We start from the raw sequence: 18,820 nt of genomic DNA on the forward strand, positions 1-18,820 counted from the left end.
TGGACATGTCCGTCAGCTGATGAATTAGGGATCACCAAAGATCTGTTCATATCTTGATCAATCAAGGCCGAGAGCGAAAGTAAAAACTAAATCTGATTTTCAAAAACCAAATTGTCAAAATACGGGACATAAGTCACCACTGACTTATGTCCCGTTCTATTAGTTCGTATTCATCTTTAACGTTTACTTAACTAAACTATCGGCATCACGGCCAAACCATTTATGGTTAATCCGTTGCAACTGTCCATCCTTAGCCACCGCATCTAAACCTTGGTTTATTTTATTTCGCAGGGTAACATCTCCTTTACGCAGGCCGACTGCATAATCTTCCCCTGCAAATTGACCCACAATGGTTCGATAAGCCGCCGGATTGTTTTCATGTTTGATGTAATAGTCCGCATAAACTTGATCAATTAAAAGTCCTTGAATCCGATCGGCATTTAAGTCAATGAACGCGTCATTAAATGTGTCATATTGAACTGGCGCACCTTTAATGTATTGTTTCAATAGCTTAGGTTGCGCGTTGACCAGCGACTGACCAGAGGACCCAGTTTGCACGCCTAAAATTTTGCCACGCATTTGCGAAAATTGCGTGATGTTTTGTGAACGTCTGGTGACTAGTACTTGGTGATTACGTAAGTAAGGCTCGGAAAACGCAACTTTTTTTGCTCGTTGCGGGGTCACCGTATAACCATTCCAAATTGCGTCGATCGTACCATTACGCAACTCAGTTTCTTTCATCGACCAATCAATCGTTTGAAAATCAACCTTAATGCCATAGCGAGCAAATACTGCCCGAGCTAAGTCCACGTCATAGCCCACCAACTGTCCGTCCTTTTGACGAAATCCCATTGGGACAAAACTATCATCTAGTCCAATCACAATCTTATGACGTCGTTCAATTCGCGACCATGTGTCCTCATGATCAGCTCGCCAGGTGACACTCTGGCAGCCTGTTAACGACAGCAAACTACCTAATAATGCGATCAGGATCAGCCATCGCCACCAAATCCGACGCAATCTTCTTTGCATATTTAATCCTCCACAGGCGCCTTAACTGGGCTAACCGTGACCACTTGATCAGCGATCTGTTGTGCAAATGTTTGATCGTGAGTCACCACAATTTGCGTGATTCCTTGCCGTTTCAAGTCTAAAATCAACTCACCAACCGTGTCACGCAACGTCGGATCTAGTGCAGAGGTCGGCTCGTCATAGCAAAGCACTTCGGGCTGCATCGCCAGTGCACGGGCAATCGCAACTCGCTGCTTTTGGCCTCCAGAAAGTTGAAAGGGGTACTGTTCAGCTAAGGCCGCGATTCCTAGAGAGACCATTAATCCATGAACTTGAGCGACTGCCTGGTTCTTTTTTAAATCACTCACTAGTTCCGGCGCCAACGTGACGTTATCCAATACACTTAAATTAGGAAATAAATTAAAATCTTGAAAGACCACTCCGATTTTGCGTTCTCGACCCCGATCAACAACCGGGTCAAATGGCTGCCCGTCTAACACAAATCGTCCATTGTCAGGCTTTTCTAATCCCGCAATACAACGTAAAAGGGTTGTTTTCCCAGCGCCAGAGGGACCAACGACACTCACAATTTGGCCATCCGGAACAATCATTGAGAAATTTTTTAAAATGGTTCGACCGTCAAACGCCTTATTAATTGCTTTAATTTCGAGCATGATAAAATTCCTTTCTCTCTTCGTTCACCGTTAACGATAATAGCTATAATGACGCTCTAAAGAACGAAGCCCCCAAGTGCAGACTAAGGTTAATAACAAGTAGATAATCCCCACTAAAATCAGGGGCACTAATGTCACGTCTCGAGCAGATGCTACGTTACCGGCGCGAAGCAAGTCGCCTAATCCAATGACATAAACTAATGAGGAGTCTTTGACCAGGTTAATCACTTCATTTCCCACAGCTGGGATCACTGATTTCACGACTTGCGGCAGCACAATTCGACGTAACGTTTGTGCGTAGGTCAAGCCAAGAACACGGGCACCTTCATACTGTCCCGCATTGATACTGGCAAAGCCGCCCCGAAAAATTTCAGCAAAGTAGGCGGCGTAATTTAAAATAAAGGCCAAAAGGGCCGCCGGGTAGCGAGCGAACACGATGTTGACATCTGGCAAGCCATAGAAGATAAACATCAACTGCAATAACAATGGCGTCCCACGCATAAGCCACACATAAAAATTCAATCCCCAACGAAGTCCTACAAAGCGAGACCTTAGGCCCATGCTAACCAGAATTCCCAGTGGTAAAGCTCCCACCAATGTCCAAAAAAATATCTTGATCGTCATAACGGCGCCACTCAATAAGGACGGCAAAATTTCACTGATATAGGTTAATGACATCTTCAATCCTCCGTTTATTCCAATAAAAAATCCCCTAGCTAACAATATATGTTAACTAGAGGACGTTGGTTAACGCGGTGCCACCTCATTTTATTGTCGCCTCACAACGACAAACTCGGGGAGTTTTTTAACTTGCCAACCGAAATGGATGCTAAAGTAAGACGCCCTCACTGATCTAATCAATTAGATCAGTGAGGGCGTCTTACCGCGGTGCCACCTCATCGTTTCCAAACATCTCACAATGCTTGGCTCAGCGAGTTAAAAAACTCCTTGGGGTAACGGACCGCCCGACTGTCCCTACAACTTCAACTCAAAGCCTTCAGGTCAGCAACTCACAGATGTGTTTCAATGGTCAACTTCGCAACCTTCACAGCATCGGTTACTTTCTGTAGAAATCTGTCCATCTACTCTTCTGTTCATCGTCATTCATCAATTAAAAGTTGAGACTAATATAATCGTCGTCACTACCCTTGTCAAGAGGCTTTTAATGGTTTAAGTAAATTTGACGCACAGGCCAATATAAAATTACCAATAAAACTTCGTTAAGAGCTAAGGTCGGCGCTAACGCGGTCACTAGAAAATCCGTTAATGTTGCACTAGTCAGTCCAACAACTTGAAGTGCCAGCCAACTCAATAATGGTTGCAAACCGAAGCTAAGGAATCCGACCAGGAGCGTCGCAAAAAGGTTCACTGGCAAGTACTGGCGCAAGATACGCGCCAGCCAAACGATGACTGGAAAAATAAATAGATAAACGCCCCAATAACCCATGTAAAAGAGATCGAAGACAACGCCGGCTCCCACTGCAAACCAATAAGTCGGCAAATGTGTGTCATCTTCAAAAAAGGCCGCACACGTTAACCACAGTGTCGTCAATTCTGGCACGGCACTGACTGTGGGTCTAAATAACAATCCCGAAAACAATTGGCTTAAAACGCCATCCAAAAAAATACACAGGACTAAACCTAAAACAAAAATCCAGCGCCGTCTGGATTGGCTCATGTTGGTGACCTCCTCGTAAAATGGGTTTTATTTTTCTGCAGCGACGGTCACAACATTAGCCGTATCTAAATTTCCAGCCGGCTTAATATAGATCTTGTTAGCCAAACCATAATCGTCAGCTTGAACATGATCAACTTGGCCGACTAGAAGCCCTTTTGGCGTGATACCGCCTAAACCACTGGTAATCACTTTATCGCCTTTCTTAACGGCTACTTTTGTCGTCACTTGTCCCATTTCAATTAGGTTCTTGGTACTGTCGTAGCCAGTCACAATGCCATTAACCGTTTTACCATTGTCAGCCGTCACTTGGATTGCGAATCGATTAGCAGCATCATTATCATCAGAAATCAGTTCAACCTTACTGTTGGTCTGGTTAACCTCTGTGACCCGACCGACCAGTCCCTTGCCAGATAAAACTGGCATATTCTTCTTAATCCCGCTCACTTGCCCTTTACCAATAACTAGTTGATTTTGCCAAGAAGACGGTGTTCGTGCGATAACGTTAGCCGTGATACTCGTATAATCCAACAAACTTGCATCCAACTTAGACTCCTGGCGCAGCTCATGGTTCTCCTTTGTCATTTCTTGGAGGCGAACTTTATCTTGAGCTAATTGATCAACCTGTTGTTTTAATTGTTGGTTCTCATCATATGTGCTCAATAGTTGAGAAATACTGTTCACACCAGAGCCAATCCCCCCGGCTGGAATACTAATGACTCGATCAGCAAAGCCAGCCACGTCATTGCCGAATTGTTGAATCAGCGGTGGTGTATTGCGACGATTGCGTAACGCAACCGAAGCCGTCATTAATCCCAGACAGGTAATAACGGCCAATGCAATGATCACTAATCGTCGGTTTGAAAAGAATCTGTGCATGTGTTCCCTCCACGTTAGGCTGCCATCAAAAAAGTGGAACAAAATAGCCGTGAACCTTAATTTGTTCACTATGATGGCCTTTCTAAAAAGCCACCACTGCCTTTGTTCCACCCCTATTAATGCCTATCGATTACGCCGTTTCATAACTTCAATACTCTTGAGTGATTCCCCGGTTCCGATTGCGACACAATCAAGCGGTTCATTAGCCACAAATACTGGAACTTTTGTCGCGGCAGAAATGACATCGGGCAAGTTTTTCAACAATGCGCCACCACCCGTGAGCACGATGCCATGATCGATTACATCGGCGGCAATTTCGGGTGAAGTTTCTTCCAATGTTTCTTTAATGGCTTCGATAATTTCTTCGATCGTATCATGAATCGCGGTCGCCACATCCTCAGCCGTGACTTCAATGGTTTTTGGTAAACCAGAGATTAAATCGCGCCCGCGGACGGATTCACTATCCATGCCAGCAGTTTCTTCAATGGACGCAGAACCAATCTTAATCTTAAGATTTTCCGCCGTCGTTTCACCGATCAGTAGATTATACTTCTGTCGGACAAACGCCACAATCGTCTCATCTAGCTTATCGCCAGCCATTCGAATAGAGCGACTAGACACGATACCGCCCAAGGAAATAGTGGCAACATCAGTCGTTCCACCACCAATATCGACAACCATACTCCCCGTTGGATCCATTACTGGTAAACCAGCGCCAATTGCGGCGGCAAATGGTTCCTCAATCACGTATGCATCACGTGCACCGGCGACCCGCGTCGCATCAATTACCGCCCGTTTTTCAACTTCGGTAATACCACTTGGCACACAAACCATAATGTATGGTTTCTCGGTCGTACGGCCGAGGGAATTTTCAATATAATATTTCATCATTGCGACAGTCGTATCATAATCCGCAATGACCCCATTCTTCATGGGACGAATTGCTGAAATGCTTCCTGGTGTTCGACCAAGCATTTTCCGTGCTTCTTGACCAACAGCGACGACATCCCCAGTATTCGTATTACGTGCAACCACTGATGGTTCACGCAGCACGATCCCTTTACCCTCGATATAAACGAGTGTGTTCGCCGTGCCTAAATCAATGCCGATGTTTTTTTGTCCTAATCCAAACACAGTATTTCTTCCCTTCACAAAAGACCCTTGGCCCAAATCATATCGGAAAAAGTATACCATACAAAAAACAGCGAAAACAGATGGTTTCCGCTGTCGGTTACAATTTTAACGTTCCTTAAGACTGATTAAGATCTTACGTCAGTTGCTCACATCGGTAGTGTCGGCATCGTCAATTTGCTAAATAAATCATGTTCACTAAAGCTGAAGTACCCGTGAACACCAACGACAAAGCAATCCAGCAAATCAATCCCCATCAATTGACCAGCTAACCATAGTCGTTGCCCAAAAGCCTCATCGCTAGGTGATGGCGTGGCCACGCCACTAGGGTGGTTATGAGCAATGATAATCCGCGCTGCGTTCGCGGTCACTGCTTCGTAAAAAATATCCCGTGGATGAGCAATGCAAGCGTCCACCGTTCCACGAAAAATTTCATGTCGAGTCGTAACTTGATTTTTAACATTTAACGTCAGCAACAATAATGTTTCTTGCCTTAAACCGCTTAATTCCTCACTCAGTGCAACCCCGACGCTTCGACTGGAACCGGCCATCTGTCCAACTTTTAGACCAATTTGGCGCGTTAATTTTTCCACCATTTGATTAAAATCCTCCCTTTATGACGTTAATCATACATACGGGAATTCATCAATTAACCACGAAAAAATCAACCATTCACTAATTCATTTAAACAAACGGCGCACATCACTGATGAAGTATAACGAACCAGTGATAATCAAAACATCATCGGCTGAAAGTTGCTCAGCGGTATCCGCGATCGCTTGCTGCCAATGTTCAAAAGTCGGCACCTCAACAGGCAAGCCGGACGTTAATTCATGTAAATTGGCAGCTTGCCGATTGGCAGGTCCGGTAAACTGAGTTAACACCAACCTGACATTAGGTAAGCCAATTAACGTATGCGTCATCGCTTGATAAGCCTTGTCTGCTAAGGCGGCAAAAATAACCGTGACTTGTTGCGTGGCAAAATGTGATGTGATCAGTTGGGCTAATTCCTCAATGGCCGGTTCATTGTGTGCCCCGTCAATCACCACTAATGGTTGGTCATTGACTTTTTCAAATCGCCCCGCCCAAATCGCCTGTTTTAGTCCGCTCCGAATTGTTTTAACATCTACGGGTAAATTCAGCCGCTGATGGTAAGTCAAATAGGTAGCAATGGCTGTTGCGGCGTTATCAATTTGATAACGTCCCAACATCTTGATTGTTAAGCCTTTTAAATGAACGCCGAACCCATCAAATGTAAAGCGCTCTTGCCAACCAGTCGCATTCTGATCAACAGTGGCAAAATCACGATTCATTGCTAACCAGGGAGTTCGTGTTTCCTGAAGAACCTGCTTAATTTGTGCTAGTGCAGCTTCGTTCGTGATGTTCCCTGTGATGAGGGGAACACCTGGCTTCGCGATACCGGCCTTATGCCACGCAATTTGTGCCAGCGTGTCACCGAGCATTTTCATATGATCTAACCCGATCGTCGTAATCACACTAACTAGTGGTGTGATCACATTAGTCGAGTCAAACCGGCCACCTAATCCTGCCTCCACTAACACAATATCTGCATGTCCTTCAGCAAAATAGAGCAACATCATCGCCGTTAATGTTTCAAATTCGGTTGGCCCACCATCGGGTAAGGTCGCATCTAACTTCGCTTCAATCGGCGCAATTTTTTGAACAAGCCTTAAAATGTCGGCGTCACTAATCGGTTGACCGTCAACACTAATGCGTTCGTTAAATTCAATTAAAAATGGCGACGTAAAGGTGCCTACCGTTAATCCATCAGCCGCCAATAGTCCACGTAAAAACGTCAAAGTCGAGCCTTTGCCATTTGTACCAGCGATATGGATCATTTTGACGTCTGTTTCCGGATGATCCAGGGCCGCTAACAGGGCTCGCATTCGCGTAAGCTCAGGTGATTTTTTGAATCGCGACCGGCCATGAATGTAGGCCACGGCTTCATCGTATGTTTCAATCATTAATATCCTCCTGGCAATCGATTACTTAAGATCCAGCGTGCCTACCAAATGTAACTATAAGTTATTTTGCTGACTTTTAAAACGAAAGACCCCTGGTCCCGAATTTTGGGAGATAGGGGTCCGTTACATTCGCATAACTCAGATAACCGTTAACATTTATTTAGCCTCTCGACTAGCCTTCACAGCGGAAAGTCGGCTGCTAGCCGCTGCCAATTTTTGTTGCCAATCCACTTGTTTGGCACGTTCTTGTTCAACCACTTCAACAGGCGCATTTTTGACAAAGCGCTCATTGCCTAGCTTCTTTTCAGAACGGTTCACCTCCTGCTGCAGACTCCCGACTTCTTTTTCCAGGCGAGCAATTTCGTCATCTAAGTTAATCAGTTCAGCAAGTGGCATATAAACTTCTGCATCTGTAATAATCGCTGACATGGCCAATTTTGGCGCGACGACATCTGCGCCAATTTTTAATTCTTGTGGGTGACAGAATCGGGCAACAAACTCTTCATTGTTAATCAACAAATCTTTCAAATCAGCACTGTTCGTTTTGATGAGCAAATCAACGGCACTACTCATTGGGGCATTAGCCTCCGCACGAATATTTCTAACCGCGCTAATCAGCTCAATTAATTTGCTCATATCTGTTTGAGCCTGATTATCTGCCAATTCATCATGCACGATTGGGTAATCGGCGATCATAATTGATTTGCCTTGGTGTGGCATCTCTTGCCACAAAGCCTCAGTAACAAATGGCATGATCGGATGCATTAATTTCAAGGTCTGATCCAACACATACCCCAGAACATTTTGCGTTGCTTGCTTAGCCGCCTCATCATTCCCGGATAGAACTTCTTTAGTCATTTCGATGTACCAATCACAAAAGTCGTTCCAAATGAAGTTATACAACGCGCGGCCCACTTCACCAAATTCATATTTATCAAATAATCGGTGGACATCGGCCGTCGTCTGATTGAGGCGATTTAAAATCCAGCGATCAGCCAAGTTCCACTCCGATTTTGGCGGCAGTTTAGGTGCTTCCATGTCCCCTAAATTCATAATGACATATCGGCTGGCGTTCCAAATCTTGTTGATAAAATTCCAAGCCGAATCAAGCTTCGTTGAATCGTACCGAACATCTTGTCCTGGCGTTGATCCCGTCGCTAAGAACCACCGCATTGCATCGACACCGTATTGATCAATGACATCCATTGGGTCAATCCCGTTACCAAGCGACTTACTCATCTTACGACCTTGTGAATCACGCATGAGCCCATGCATCAATACATCCTTAAACGGCCGATGACCCGTGAATTCAACTGACTGGAACATCATTCGTGAGACCCAGAAAAAGATGATATCATAACCAGTCACTAACGCATCCGTTGGGAAATAACGCTGAAAGTCAGGAGCTGATTCGTCAGGCCAACCCATTGTTGAAAAAGGCCACAGTGCTGAACTAAACCAGGTATCTAACACGTCCGGATCTTGTTCCCAATTTTCTGCATCCGTTGGTGCTTCCATCCCGACGTAAGTTTCGCCCGTTTGTTTATTATACCAAGCAGGAATCCGATGTCCCCACCATAGCTGTCGAGAAATGACCCAATCATGTACGTTTTCCATCCACTGTTCGTAGGTATCTTCAAAGCGTGCTGGCCAAAACGAAACCTTATCATCCGTCTTCTGATGTGCCAACGCCTGATCGGCCAGTGGTTTCATTTTGACAAACCATTGGGTTGATAAACGAGCCTCAACCTGTACACCAGTCCGCTCTGAATGTCCCACCGAGTGAGTAATGGGTTCGATGTTCAACATCCAATCACCGGCCTGCAGATCTTTGACAATTGCAATCCGCGCGTCGAATCGATCCATACCGTTGTATTTGCCGGCGTTTTCATTCATCGTTGCATCTTCGTTCATCGTATTGATTCGTTTTAGATCATGCCGATTCCCCACGAGAAAATCGTTAGGATCGTGAGCGGGCGTGATTTTAACCATCCCTGTACCAAATTCTGGATCAACGTACTCATCTGCAATAATCGGTATTTCTCGATCGACCAATGGCACCTTGACGTGTTTGCCGACTAAATTTTTGTACCGCTCATCGCTCGGGTGAACGGCCACAGCTACGTCACCAAACATGGTTTCCGGTCGGGTTGTGGCAATTTCAATATAATCTTTACCATCAAACGTGGCGCCATCCGTAAAGGGATATTTCACATGGTAAAAGGCCCCTTTATCATCCTCGTGAATAACTTCAATATCAGATAATGCCGTTCGCGCCTGCGGGTCCCAGTTGATAATATACTCACCACGATAAATCAGACCCTTTTCATACAGAGTAACAAAGACCTTTTTAACGGCTTCTGACAACCCATCGTCGAGGGTAAAACGTTCGCGGCTGTAGTCCATTGAAAGTCCCAGCTTAGCCCATTGCTTATGGATGGTCTTACCATATTCATCCTTCCAATCCCATACCTGTTGAATGAATTTATCGCGGCCTAGATCATACCGGGTTAGTCCCTGTTCACGTAATCGAGCCTCCACCTTAGCTTGGGTCGCAATGCCCGCATGGTCCATCCCTGGAACCCACAACGTGTCATAGCCTTCCATCCGCTTATATCGCACTAACATGTCCTGTAACGCTGTGTCCCATGCGTGGCCTAAGTGAAGCTTTCCCGTAACATTAGGCGGTGGTAGCACAATTGAATAGGGTTTTGCGGTCTGATCACCTGAGGGTTTAAACAGCCCTTCGTCCAGCCACTTTTGGTAGCGTCCCTCTTCTACCTGATTCGGATCATATTTAGTCGGTAAATCCTTTGCCATTTCATCATTCCCTTTCAATTCAGTCATTTTTAAAACCAAAATAAAAATCGCCCTAACACAACATTAGGACGATTAACTCGCGGTACCACCTAAATTGGGCCATAAATACCCCACTTAGCACGTGTAACGAACGTGAATCGACACCGCCTATCATCTTTTCACAGATATTGAGCAGCATTGCTTCCAAGTTACCTTCGTCATAACCAGGCTACCGACTTTCATCACCGTCGGCTTGCTGAAAGTCTGAATTATCCTACTCTCTCGGGCACCGCATTTACTGGTTTTTAATTTGTTTAATCATAAGCTGTTCATGACGATGCGTCAAGACCAACCTCACTGTGAAACAGGTGTCTGCCGATCGTCAGCGATAATGTCTTAAGTAAGCGGTAAGCCGTAATGGCGCGTATGGATGAAAAAAATCATCCGATAACAAGTGCAGACTATGCCATAAATTAGTTCTAACAACCCGCGTCCCTACCAAAAGGAGTCGTCATAACAAATTGAAGGCGGGACACTTACTGTTGGAACTGCGCTAACGCAGCAATGGCTCCTGCATAGTCTGGTTCATCACCAATATTGGCCACAATTTGCCGATAAACGACAGTTCCTTGTGCGTCCATAATGTAAACAGCCCGGGCCAAAACATCCAGATCAGGAATGAGTAACTTAGTCGCATAACCAAATGATTCTTCTTCATCAGAAAGGACTGTCAGGTTTTTAACCCCTTCAGCGGCACACCAGTCAGCTTGTTCAGCTGGGGTATTCTTAGAAATCGTTATGAACCGAATATCTGAATGTTGGTCAGCCTCAAGGTTAAACTTACGGGTTTGCGCGGAACATACAGGTGTATTTAAGTCAGGTACCACGCTAATCACCAGCGGTCGGCCAGTCAATTCGGCCATTTTAACCTTACTGTTATCGGCGTTAAACACTTTAAAGTGCGGTAATGGATCACCTACCGCTAATGGTTCGCCGATAAGTTGAACATTTACGTCATTTGCAACGATTTCCACAGAGACCACTCCATTTCTTTGTCATTATCAGTCATTAACAAATCTCACGAATCAAACGCCAATATTGAGTCGCTTTGCGCTTTATTCTAACCTATTTGACTGCTAAGTAAAGGAAATCGCCTAATTTCCCATCAAGAAGCACTTGGCGGAAGTTTGGCCCCGAATCATTCGCCAAGTAACACAAAAACATCGTCTCTCAGTTAGAAGACGATGCTTTGTCACTAAATTTCATAGCTCGCTATTTTAAGCAAGTTCAACTGGTCGATCGTGCACCATGATCGTTAATGGGTCACCGGTGATCAATTTAACCCGCGTATCGTTCTGATCTACGTGAACTTCGATTAACCGCCCACGGAACAATTGCCGGAAGGTATAACTAGTCCATTTCTTTGGCAAAAATGGTGCAAAGGATAATTGGTCGTGTTGAACCCGCATCCCCGCAAAGCCTTGGACAATAGCTAACCAGCTCCCAGTCATCGATGTAATGTGCAATCCATCCGCGGTATCATTATTGTAGTTATCTAAGTCTAACCGTGAGGTCCGTTCATACATTTCTACTGCCTTGTCTTCTTCGTGAAGGTCGGCTGCCAGAATGGAATGAATTGCCGCAGACAAGCTCGATTCATGAACCGTTAATGGTTCGTAGAAGTCAAAATTAGCTTTCTTTTGTTCTGGCGTAAAGTCTTCAATAAAGTCCCAAATCCCCTGCAAGACATCTCCCTGCTTGATGTAAGGAGACCGCAAGATTTTGTCCCAGGACCAGTGTTGGTTAATTGGCAGTTGATCTGCAGGAATAGCACTCACAGGTTCGATATCTTTATCCAAAAAGCCGTCGTGTTGCACGAAAATCCCTAACTCATCATCATGCGGCAGATACATCCGATCAACAATATCTTGCCAGTGCACCTTTTCGTCGCTGCCAACGTTAAGTTTAGCGGCCTGATCAGCGTCAACTTGCTCTAAAATCGCTAATGTATACCGCAAAGTCCACTGGGCCAAATAGTTGGTATACCAATTGTTATCCACGTTGTTTTCATACTCGTCTGGTCCAGTAACACCATGAATCATATATTGCTGGTTGCGTTTGGAAAAGTGTACCCGGTCGGCCCAAAAACGACTAATTGCAGTCAAAACTTCACTACCTTCGTGTTCAACGTAACTGGTATCACCGGTATAGCGTGTATAGTTGTAAATCGCAAAGGCGATGTCACCATTACGATGAATTTCTTCAAACGTAATCTCCCATTCATTATGCGATTCAATTCCATCAAACGTCACCATTGGATACAATGCGCCAGCAAGACCTTGCATCTTAGCATTATGAAAGGCACCATCCAGTTGCTGATAACGATACATCAGTAAGTTGCGGCTGACTGTGGCATCCGTAACCCCCAAGTAGACAGGGATCGCAAAAGCTTCGGTATCCCAATAGGTTGCGCCACCATATTTTTCACCAGTAAAGCCTTTTGGTCCGATATTTAACCGAGAATCTTCACCATAATAGGTCGAAAAAAGTTGGAATAGATTAAACCGAATGCCTTGTTGCGCAGCGACGTCCCCTTCGATAGTCACATCACTCTTTGACCAACGTTGCGCCCAAACAGCGACGTGAGCCTGCAATAGGTCGTCAAAACTAGTTTGACTAACTTGATCGCGTAACCGATGCATACCGGCAGTTAATGCAACTTGATCGTCATAGTCTCGTGATGAAACCACAATCACCCGTTTTTCTAACGTACCATTCTGCCCGGGTTCGAGTTGACCAGCAAAACCATTGACGACCTCATTTTCGGCAGCATCGATTGATGCTGCTGGCAAGGTTGCAGTATTGCTCATGGTCATGCCAACAGTAAATTGTGGGGTACCAAAGTCATTTGGCTTCGTCCGCGAAATGATTTCACCAGTTGTCGTGTCACCCGTCGTTGCCAAAACGTCCCAGAACCGCTCGTCATAATTGGCATCCTCGTTTTGAACATTAGCATCTAAAGCTGATGCAAAGGTAATATTAGTCGCAGTATGACCAACGTTTTTAGCGTTAACTCTGAGCACCACCAGTTCCTTTTGAGCCGCACTTACAAACCGTTCAAACGTTAAAGCAACTTTTGCATCACCTTTCGTCACAACGAACGAACGCGTCAATGTCGATCGTTGCATATCAAGGTCTAAGTCAAAATCACTAATCGTATCAGTGACCAAGTCCAATTTTTCCCCATTGATCAGCACATTGACTTTGATGAAATTAACCGCGTTGATCACTTTACCAAAGTAAGCTGGGTAGCCATTTTTCCACCAACCTACTCGAGTCTTATCCGGATACCAGACACCGCCAATATAAATACCTGGTAAGGTATCACCAGAATAATCTTCTTCAAAAAAGCCACGCAACCCCATATTGCCGTTGCCTAAACTGGTCATGGACTCCTGTAACCGTTTGTCCTCTGGGGCAAATTGATGTGTTACCACATGCCAAGGCTCAACTGCAAATGTTTGTTTCATAACACTAATCATCCTTTCAAAATCCAACTGACCAATGATCAGTTTTTATTCTGCATACGTTTCATGAACGATTCCAACCGATAGCGCACCGACAGCCATTAGAATACCTGAGACTAAGATCATGGTTGGCATTGAAGACCCTAGTAGTGGGAAGATACCAAAGCTAGCAACACTGGCCACGATTTGTGGCAAACAAATCGAGCCATTGAAGAGACCTAAATAAGTTCCCATGTTGGCTCCTGATAATGCATTGGTTAAAATCGTGAATGGGAATGCCATCATTGAAGCCCAAGCGATGCCAATTAAGATAAAGGATACGAACAGCATTCCTTGACTATGGATAAAGAAAACAGAGACAAAGCCAATCGCACCTAAACCCAGTCCTAATGAGTAAGCCTGCTTGTGTAAGTTATTTGGTACCCGAGAAATAACCAGTGACCAAATAACTGCAGCGATAGACTGTACCGCTGACATCACCCCAAACCAATTCCCAGCGGCCTGATAGCCAGCACTGGCTGGATTGATGGCTTGCCACACATTTTTAGCAATCGCGCCAGTCCCATAAGTCCACAAATATTGAAAGGCCATCCAGCAGAAGAATTGAACAACCGTGACCGTCCAGAAGACCCGCGGTGCTTTAGCCAGCAAATGAAACATGCCGCCGCCTTCTTTGTTCGCATTCACATCAATATTATGATAGCGAGCATACGTGGTTGGGTCATACTCTTTGACACGAAAAACAGTGAATAAACTACAAATGATTAAAATAATTGCGCCAACATAAAATGATACCACCACGGATTGAGGAACCACCCCTTTTTTAGCAGTGTTGGCGACCCCAATTGCCGTGAGTAAGAATGGAAAAATCGAAGCTAATACGGCGCCCGTATTGGATAAGAAACTTTGAACCCCGTAGGCAAACCCCTTTTGTTGATCATTGACCATATCTCCGACCATCATCTTAAAGGGTTGCATCGCCACATTACTGGACAAATCCATGAATAAAATCGTAATCGCCCCGAACCATAATGCTGCAGCAGATGCATAACCAAAGCCAAGACTCCCTGCATTAGGCAATAGACACATCACAATCACAGCGACGACCGCCCCAATTAGTAAATAAGGAATGCGTCGCCCAAGCTTTGGCATCCAGGTACGATCCGAGTAATAGCCAACTAAAGGTTGAACCACTAACCCAGCCAATGGTGGCAAAATGAAGAACGCACCTAAGCGAGTTGGGTCAGCGCCAATCGTCTGAAAAATCCGGCCCATGTTAGAACTTTGCAATGAAAAGGCCATTTGAACCCCAAGAAAACCAAAACTAATCATCCAAATGGTGCTAGCAGGCAGCGCCGGCAGTTTATGCTGCTTCGGCGTTGTCTCAGTTGATTTATCTTCTGACATGCTTGCTTCCCTCCGTAAATAAATAAGCAGCCACTTACACACTGTTTATCAAAATAAGTACCAATCAATAGCTTCTATTATGAAACCGCTTCCACTTAAATGCAACCGTTTGCACAAACTTTTTATATTTTTCTTTCGTTTAACCGCCAAAGTCAATAATGAGCGCATCATTTAGTTAAATTGAACCAACTAAAATACTGACATGCCTAAACAAAAAAGCATCAACATCCCTTGAAAGGGATATTGATGCTTGGTTATTTGAAAGCAAGTCAAACTATTGTAAAGGTTCAAATGGTAGAATAATGCAGTTTTCTTGCCCAGCTTCAGTCGAGTGAGCGCGGAAAACGAGTTCTGCTGCTGCTGCACCTAATTTTTCTGGATACAAGTCAATCGAGTGAAAATTTTCATTAGGCAACGGAATCGCTGATGATCGGTTGTAGCCAACAATTGGAATCGTTCGATCAGGATAAACCTGTTGCCACTGCTGATAAAAGGCTGTTCCTAATAGATCATCAGTCGCCAGTACACCATCGATTTGGGGATTGTCTTTAAGCCAACTTTGAATCCGCTCAGGTTCAGAAATTTGATTCAGGATTACATAAGGTGCTGGTACACCTCGTTTCTGCGCAATACTTTGAAAACCGGTGAATCGATTCTGCTCATAGGTCCAATTCGTACTCGAACGCACAAAGACTGGGCGATTGGCATGCAATCGATCAATTAAATACGCGGCCCCCGCGGCCCCTGCCGCCACGTTGTCATTATCGACAAAATCATCATCATGTTCCCGATTGGGCCGACCAATAATCACAAAGCGCAGTCCAGCGACTCGTAAATAATCAGCGACCGGATCATCCGCATGCGTATAAAGCAAAATAAAACGTTTGACCTTGGCTTGATCTACCATGGCAACCACATTAGCAAGCACGTCTTCAGGCTGTTGCCCAATGGCAATTGACAACACATATTGGCGGGCCGTCAAAACCGTATTTATGCCTCGCAGAGCGTCAATAAAGAATGGATTATCCTGATCGCTGGCTTGGTTTGGCGGAAAAATAACCCCCACCACGTTAGCTTCGCCCAAGGTTAAACTCTTAGCATTATAGTTAGGTACATAACCCAATCGACTTGCTAATGATTGTATTTTACGACGGGTCGCCATCGATATCCGCGGATTATTGTTCAGAGCGCGGGAAGCCGTTGAGACTGAAACCCCAGCCTCACGGGCAATGTCGCGAATTGTAATCATGAAATCAGCCTACTTCATCAAAGTTATGAATCATTGAACTCAAATAGTTTACAAGAGCTCTGCAAACACATCAGCTTGTTGATTCAAGAATGTTTCACCAGATTTAATGTCAGTCATTTTGACACCGGCCAAAGCCTCTGCCATCAAACCTTCTACGTCGATGCGTTTTTCAAATTCACGCGTTCGTTCAAGGTTAGGCTTGGTTTTAGGCGAAGGTGGTGCAAAAATTGTACAGCAATCTTCAAATGGTAAAACAGATAAGTCAAATGTATCAATTTGTTTGGCAATGTCAATAATCTCATTTTTATCCATCGAGACTAACGGCCGTAAAATTGGCATCGTTGTCACGTCATTAATGGCCAACATGCTTTCCATCGTTTGAGAAGCAACTTGACCGAGTGATTCGCCATTAAAAATGGCCAAGCCATGACGCTGGATTGCTAAAGCCACCGCCAACCGAAGCATCATCCGTCGTTGAACGGTCATCAAGTACCCTTCTGGAACTTTGTCCTTAACTTCTTCTTGAATCTTGGTAAATGGTACTTGAATAAATCGAATCTTACCGGTATATGCGGTCAATTTAGTTGTCAGCTCCATCGCTTTGTCCAATGCTTGCTGACTAGTGTATGGCGGGCTGAAAAAGTGAACCATTTCCACTTGAACCCCCCGCTTCATTGCTAGGTAAGCGGCAACTGGTGAATCAATCCCACCGGACAACATCATCATCCCTTTACCAGCTGTTCCAACTGGCATCCCCATTGCGCCTTCAAAGGTTTGGCTAGACAAGAAGATCCCATTGTTACGGACTTCTACACGGATGGTAATGTCCGGCTGCTTCATTTTAACCTGTAGCCCAGCAAAAGCATTTAACAAAACGCCGCCAAGATGATCATTCATTTCATAGGTGCTTAAGGCAAATTGATGGTTAGATCGTCGAGTATCAATTTTAAATGTCATGCCCGGTTCATATTGTTCTGCCATCATCGCAATGGCCTGTTCATCCACTGCTGTTTGATCCAAAGGTACCTTAACGGATGGTGAATAGTTTTCAATCCCAAACACGTGGCTAAGCCGTTCCATCACGCCGCTGGCATCTGCGCCATTAAGAGTCAAGTGCATCCGATCATGGTCTGGGTGCACCTTTACTTCTGAGTAATCATGCAAGACATTGCGAACATTGCTACCTAGTCGATCAATAAATGACTTACGATTCTTGCCTTTAGTAGATAATTCACCATAACGGACCATAATTTCATCGTAATTCATAGGGTCGCCTCCTTCAATTATGAATTGATTTTTTTGAATTGTTCATACAGTTCATCAAAGACCTTGTTAAACTGATCTGCCTCAGCCAAGGTGTTGTGTTCGTCTAAACTCACACGCACAGCACTAGTAGATAGATCGTCTGGCACATTCATGGCGCTTAACGTGCTGGATGCCAAATGCTTCTTTGAAGAGCAGGCACTGGTCGTCGAAATATAAATATCTCGATCTTCAAACGCATGCACGATTGTTTCACCACGCACGCCAGCAATGGCAAAACACAAAATGTGGGGCGCAAAATGATCATTGTCTTTGGAGAAGACAGTTACTTTAGAAAATGTTTGAATATGGTGCAAAATTTGCTCACGAACAGCTCGTTCACTGGCCACATTAGTTGACTCATTTTCCAACAACAAGCGTAGTGCCCGTGCCATCCCGGCAATGGCAGGTAGATTTTCTGTCCCACTGCGCAGATTACGTTCTTGACCACCACCTGTCATCAGCGGGGCTAACCGTTTACCAGCACGTGCGTAAATGAACCCAATCCCACGAGGTGCATGAAATTTATGCCCCGAAAAGGTGATAAAGTCAACGCGGTCATTGAAAATCAAGTCAGCAATGCCCTTACCGATTCCTTGGACAGCATCCACGTGATAGTGAATGGTTGGGTAATCCTTCAGTACATTTGCAATTTCTTGCAGCGGCTGAATGCTTCCGACTTCATTATTGACAGCCATAACCGACACTAAAATCGTATCCGGTCGAATCGCTGCTTTTAAATCAGCTGCGCTAACTCGCCCCTCATCATCTACCGGTAGATAAGTAATCTCATACCCAAGTTGAGTTAACTGTTCCATCGAATTATGCACGGCTGGATGTTCTACAGAAGATGTAATAATATGCCGACCAAAGGCTCGCTTTTCCATAGCGGTTCCTTTGACCACCCAATTATCCCCCTCCGTACCACCACTAGTGAACAGAATCTCACTGAGATTAACACCTAATAGGTCCGCAATTTGTTGGCGTGATTGTTCAAGTAGTTGATACGCTTGCTCACCAAAATTATGCAGTGAGGACGGATTTCCCCATATCGATTGGCTCACTTTCGTATATGTCGCTAAAACAGACGCATCAACTTGAGTTGTCGCGCTATTATCAAAATAAATCATGTTGTCCCTTCTTCGTTTAAAATTCGGTTCGACTCGGATTGAAAACTTGCA

The 18,820-nt window shown here is 44.7% G+C and carries 15 protein-coding genes and 2 other annotated features; all 15 genes read right to left on the bottom strand.

Annotated features, from left to right (window positions below; translation table 11 throughout):
• Positions 1-183 precede the first annotated feature (183 nt).
• Positions 184-1,032 (bottom strand): amino acid ABC transporter substrate-binding protein, encoded by an 849-nt coding sequence (locus ACYQ0Y_RS03625; RefSeq protein ID WP_407883626.1) that lies wholly within the window; start codon positions 1,030-1,032, stop codon positions 184-186.
• Positions 1,033-1,034: 2 nt separating this feature from the next.
• A complete protein-coding gene (locus ACYQ0Y_RS03630) occupies positions 1,035-1,685 on the bottom strand; it encodes an amino acid ABC transporter ATP-binding protein (RefSeq protein ID WP_407883628.1) in 651 nt (216 codons plus the stop codon).
• A gap of 30 nt (positions 1,686-1,715) precedes the next feature.
• On the bottom strand, positions 1,716-2,363 hold the full coding sequence (locus ACYQ0Y_RS03635) for an amino acid ABC transporter permease (protein ID WP_407883630.1): 648 nt from the start codon (positions 2,361-2,363) through the stop codon (positions 1,716-1,718).
• Positions 2,364-2,553: 190 nt separating this feature from the next.
• Positions 2,554-2,792, bottom strand: a binding site (T-box leader).
• A 55-nt stretch (positions 2,793-2,847) separates the two neighbouring features.
• Positions 2,848-3,363, bottom strand: coding sequence for a rod shape-determining protein MreD (gene mreD / locus ACYQ0Y_RS03640; RefSeq protein ID WP_407883632.1), 516 nt, complete (start codon positions 3,361-3,363; stop codon positions 2,848-2,850).
• A 27-nt stretch (positions 3,364-3,390) separates the two neighbouring features.
• Positions 3,391-4,239: a rod shape-determining protein MreC gene (mreC, locus tag ACYQ0Y_RS03645; protein WP_407883634.1), complete on the bottom strand. Its 849-nt coding sequence runs from the start codon at positions 4,237-4,239 to the stop codon at positions 3,391-3,393.
• Between the two features lie 123 nt (positions 4,240-4,362).
• Complete coding sequence (locus tag ACYQ0Y_RS03650; protein WP_407883635.1) at positions 4,363-5,373, bottom strand: rod shape-determining protein; 1,011 nt, start codon at positions 5,371-5,373, stop codon at positions 4,363-4,365.
• Between the two features lie 146 nt (positions 5,374-5,519).
• Positions 5,520-5,966 carry a JAB domain-containing protein gene (locus ACYQ0Y_RS03655; RefSeq protein WP_407883637.1) on the bottom strand — a complete coding sequence of 149 codons (447 nt, stop codon included), beginning with the start codon at positions 5,964-5,966 and terminating at the stop codon, positions 5,520-5,522.
• 84 nt (positions 5,967-6,050) lie between these two features.
• Positions 6,051-7,355 carry a bifunctional folylpolyglutamate synthase/dihydrofolate synthase gene (locus ACYQ0Y_RS03660; RefSeq protein ID WP_407883639.1) on the bottom strand — a complete coding sequence of 435 codons (1,305 nt, stop codon included), beginning with the start codon at positions 7,353-7,355 and terminating at the stop codon, positions 6,051-6,053.
• 156 nt (positions 7,356-7,511) lie between these two features.
• The gene (locus tag ACYQ0Y_RS03665) at positions 7,512-10,175 is read right to left on the bottom strand and encodes a valine--tRNA ligase (protein WP_407883641.1); all 2,664 of its coding nucleotides are present in this window, start codon (positions 10,173-10,175) and stop codon (positions 7,512-7,514) included.
• Positions 10,176-10,236: 61 nt separating this feature from the next.
• Positions 10,237-10,453: a binding site (T-box leader), on the bottom strand.
• A gap of 237 nt (positions 10,454-10,690) precedes the next feature.
• Positions 10,691-11,188, bottom strand: a complete 498-nt coding sequence (tpx, locus tag ACYQ0Y_RS03670; protein WP_407883643.1) for a thiol peroxidase — start codon at positions 11,186-11,188, stop codon at positions 10,691-10,693.
• Between the two features lie 243 nt (positions 11,189-11,431).
• Complete coding sequence (locus ACYQ0Y_RS03675) at positions 11,432-13,684, bottom strand: glycoside hydrolase family 65 protein (protein ID WP_407883645.1); 2,253 nt, start codon at positions 13,682-13,684, stop codon at positions 11,432-11,434.
• Between the two features lie 45 nt (positions 13,685-13,729).
• Positions 13,730-15,088, bottom strand: a complete 1,359-nt coding sequence (locus ACYQ0Y_RS03680) for an SLC45 family MFS transporter (RefSeq protein WP_407883647.1) — start codon at positions 15,086-15,088, stop codon at positions 13,730-13,732.
• Between the two features lie 274 nt (positions 15,089-15,362).
• Positions 15,363-16,337, bottom strand: a complete 975-nt coding sequence (locus tag ACYQ0Y_RS03685) for a LacI family DNA-binding transcriptional regulator (protein ID WP_407883649.1) — start codon at positions 16,335-16,337, stop codon at positions 15,363-15,365.
• A 48-nt stretch (positions 16,338-16,385) separates the two neighbouring features.
• Positions 16,386-17,603 carry a tRNA uracil 4-sulfurtransferase ThiI gene (gene thiI, locus ACYQ0Y_RS03690; protein WP_407883651.1) on the bottom strand — a complete coding sequence of 406 codons (1,218 nt, stop codon included), beginning with the start codon at positions 17,601-17,603 and terminating at the stop codon, positions 16,386-16,388.
• Between the two features lie 17 nt (positions 17,604-17,620).
• On the bottom strand, positions 17,621-18,769 hold the full coding sequence (locus ACYQ0Y_RS03695) for a cysteine desulfurase family protein (RefSeq protein ID WP_407883653.1): 1,149 nt from the start codon (positions 18,767-18,769) through the stop codon (positions 17,621-17,623).
• Positions 18,770-18,820 lie beyond the last annotated feature (51 nt).

Source organism: Furfurilactobacillus curtus (genome assembly GCF_054657915.1).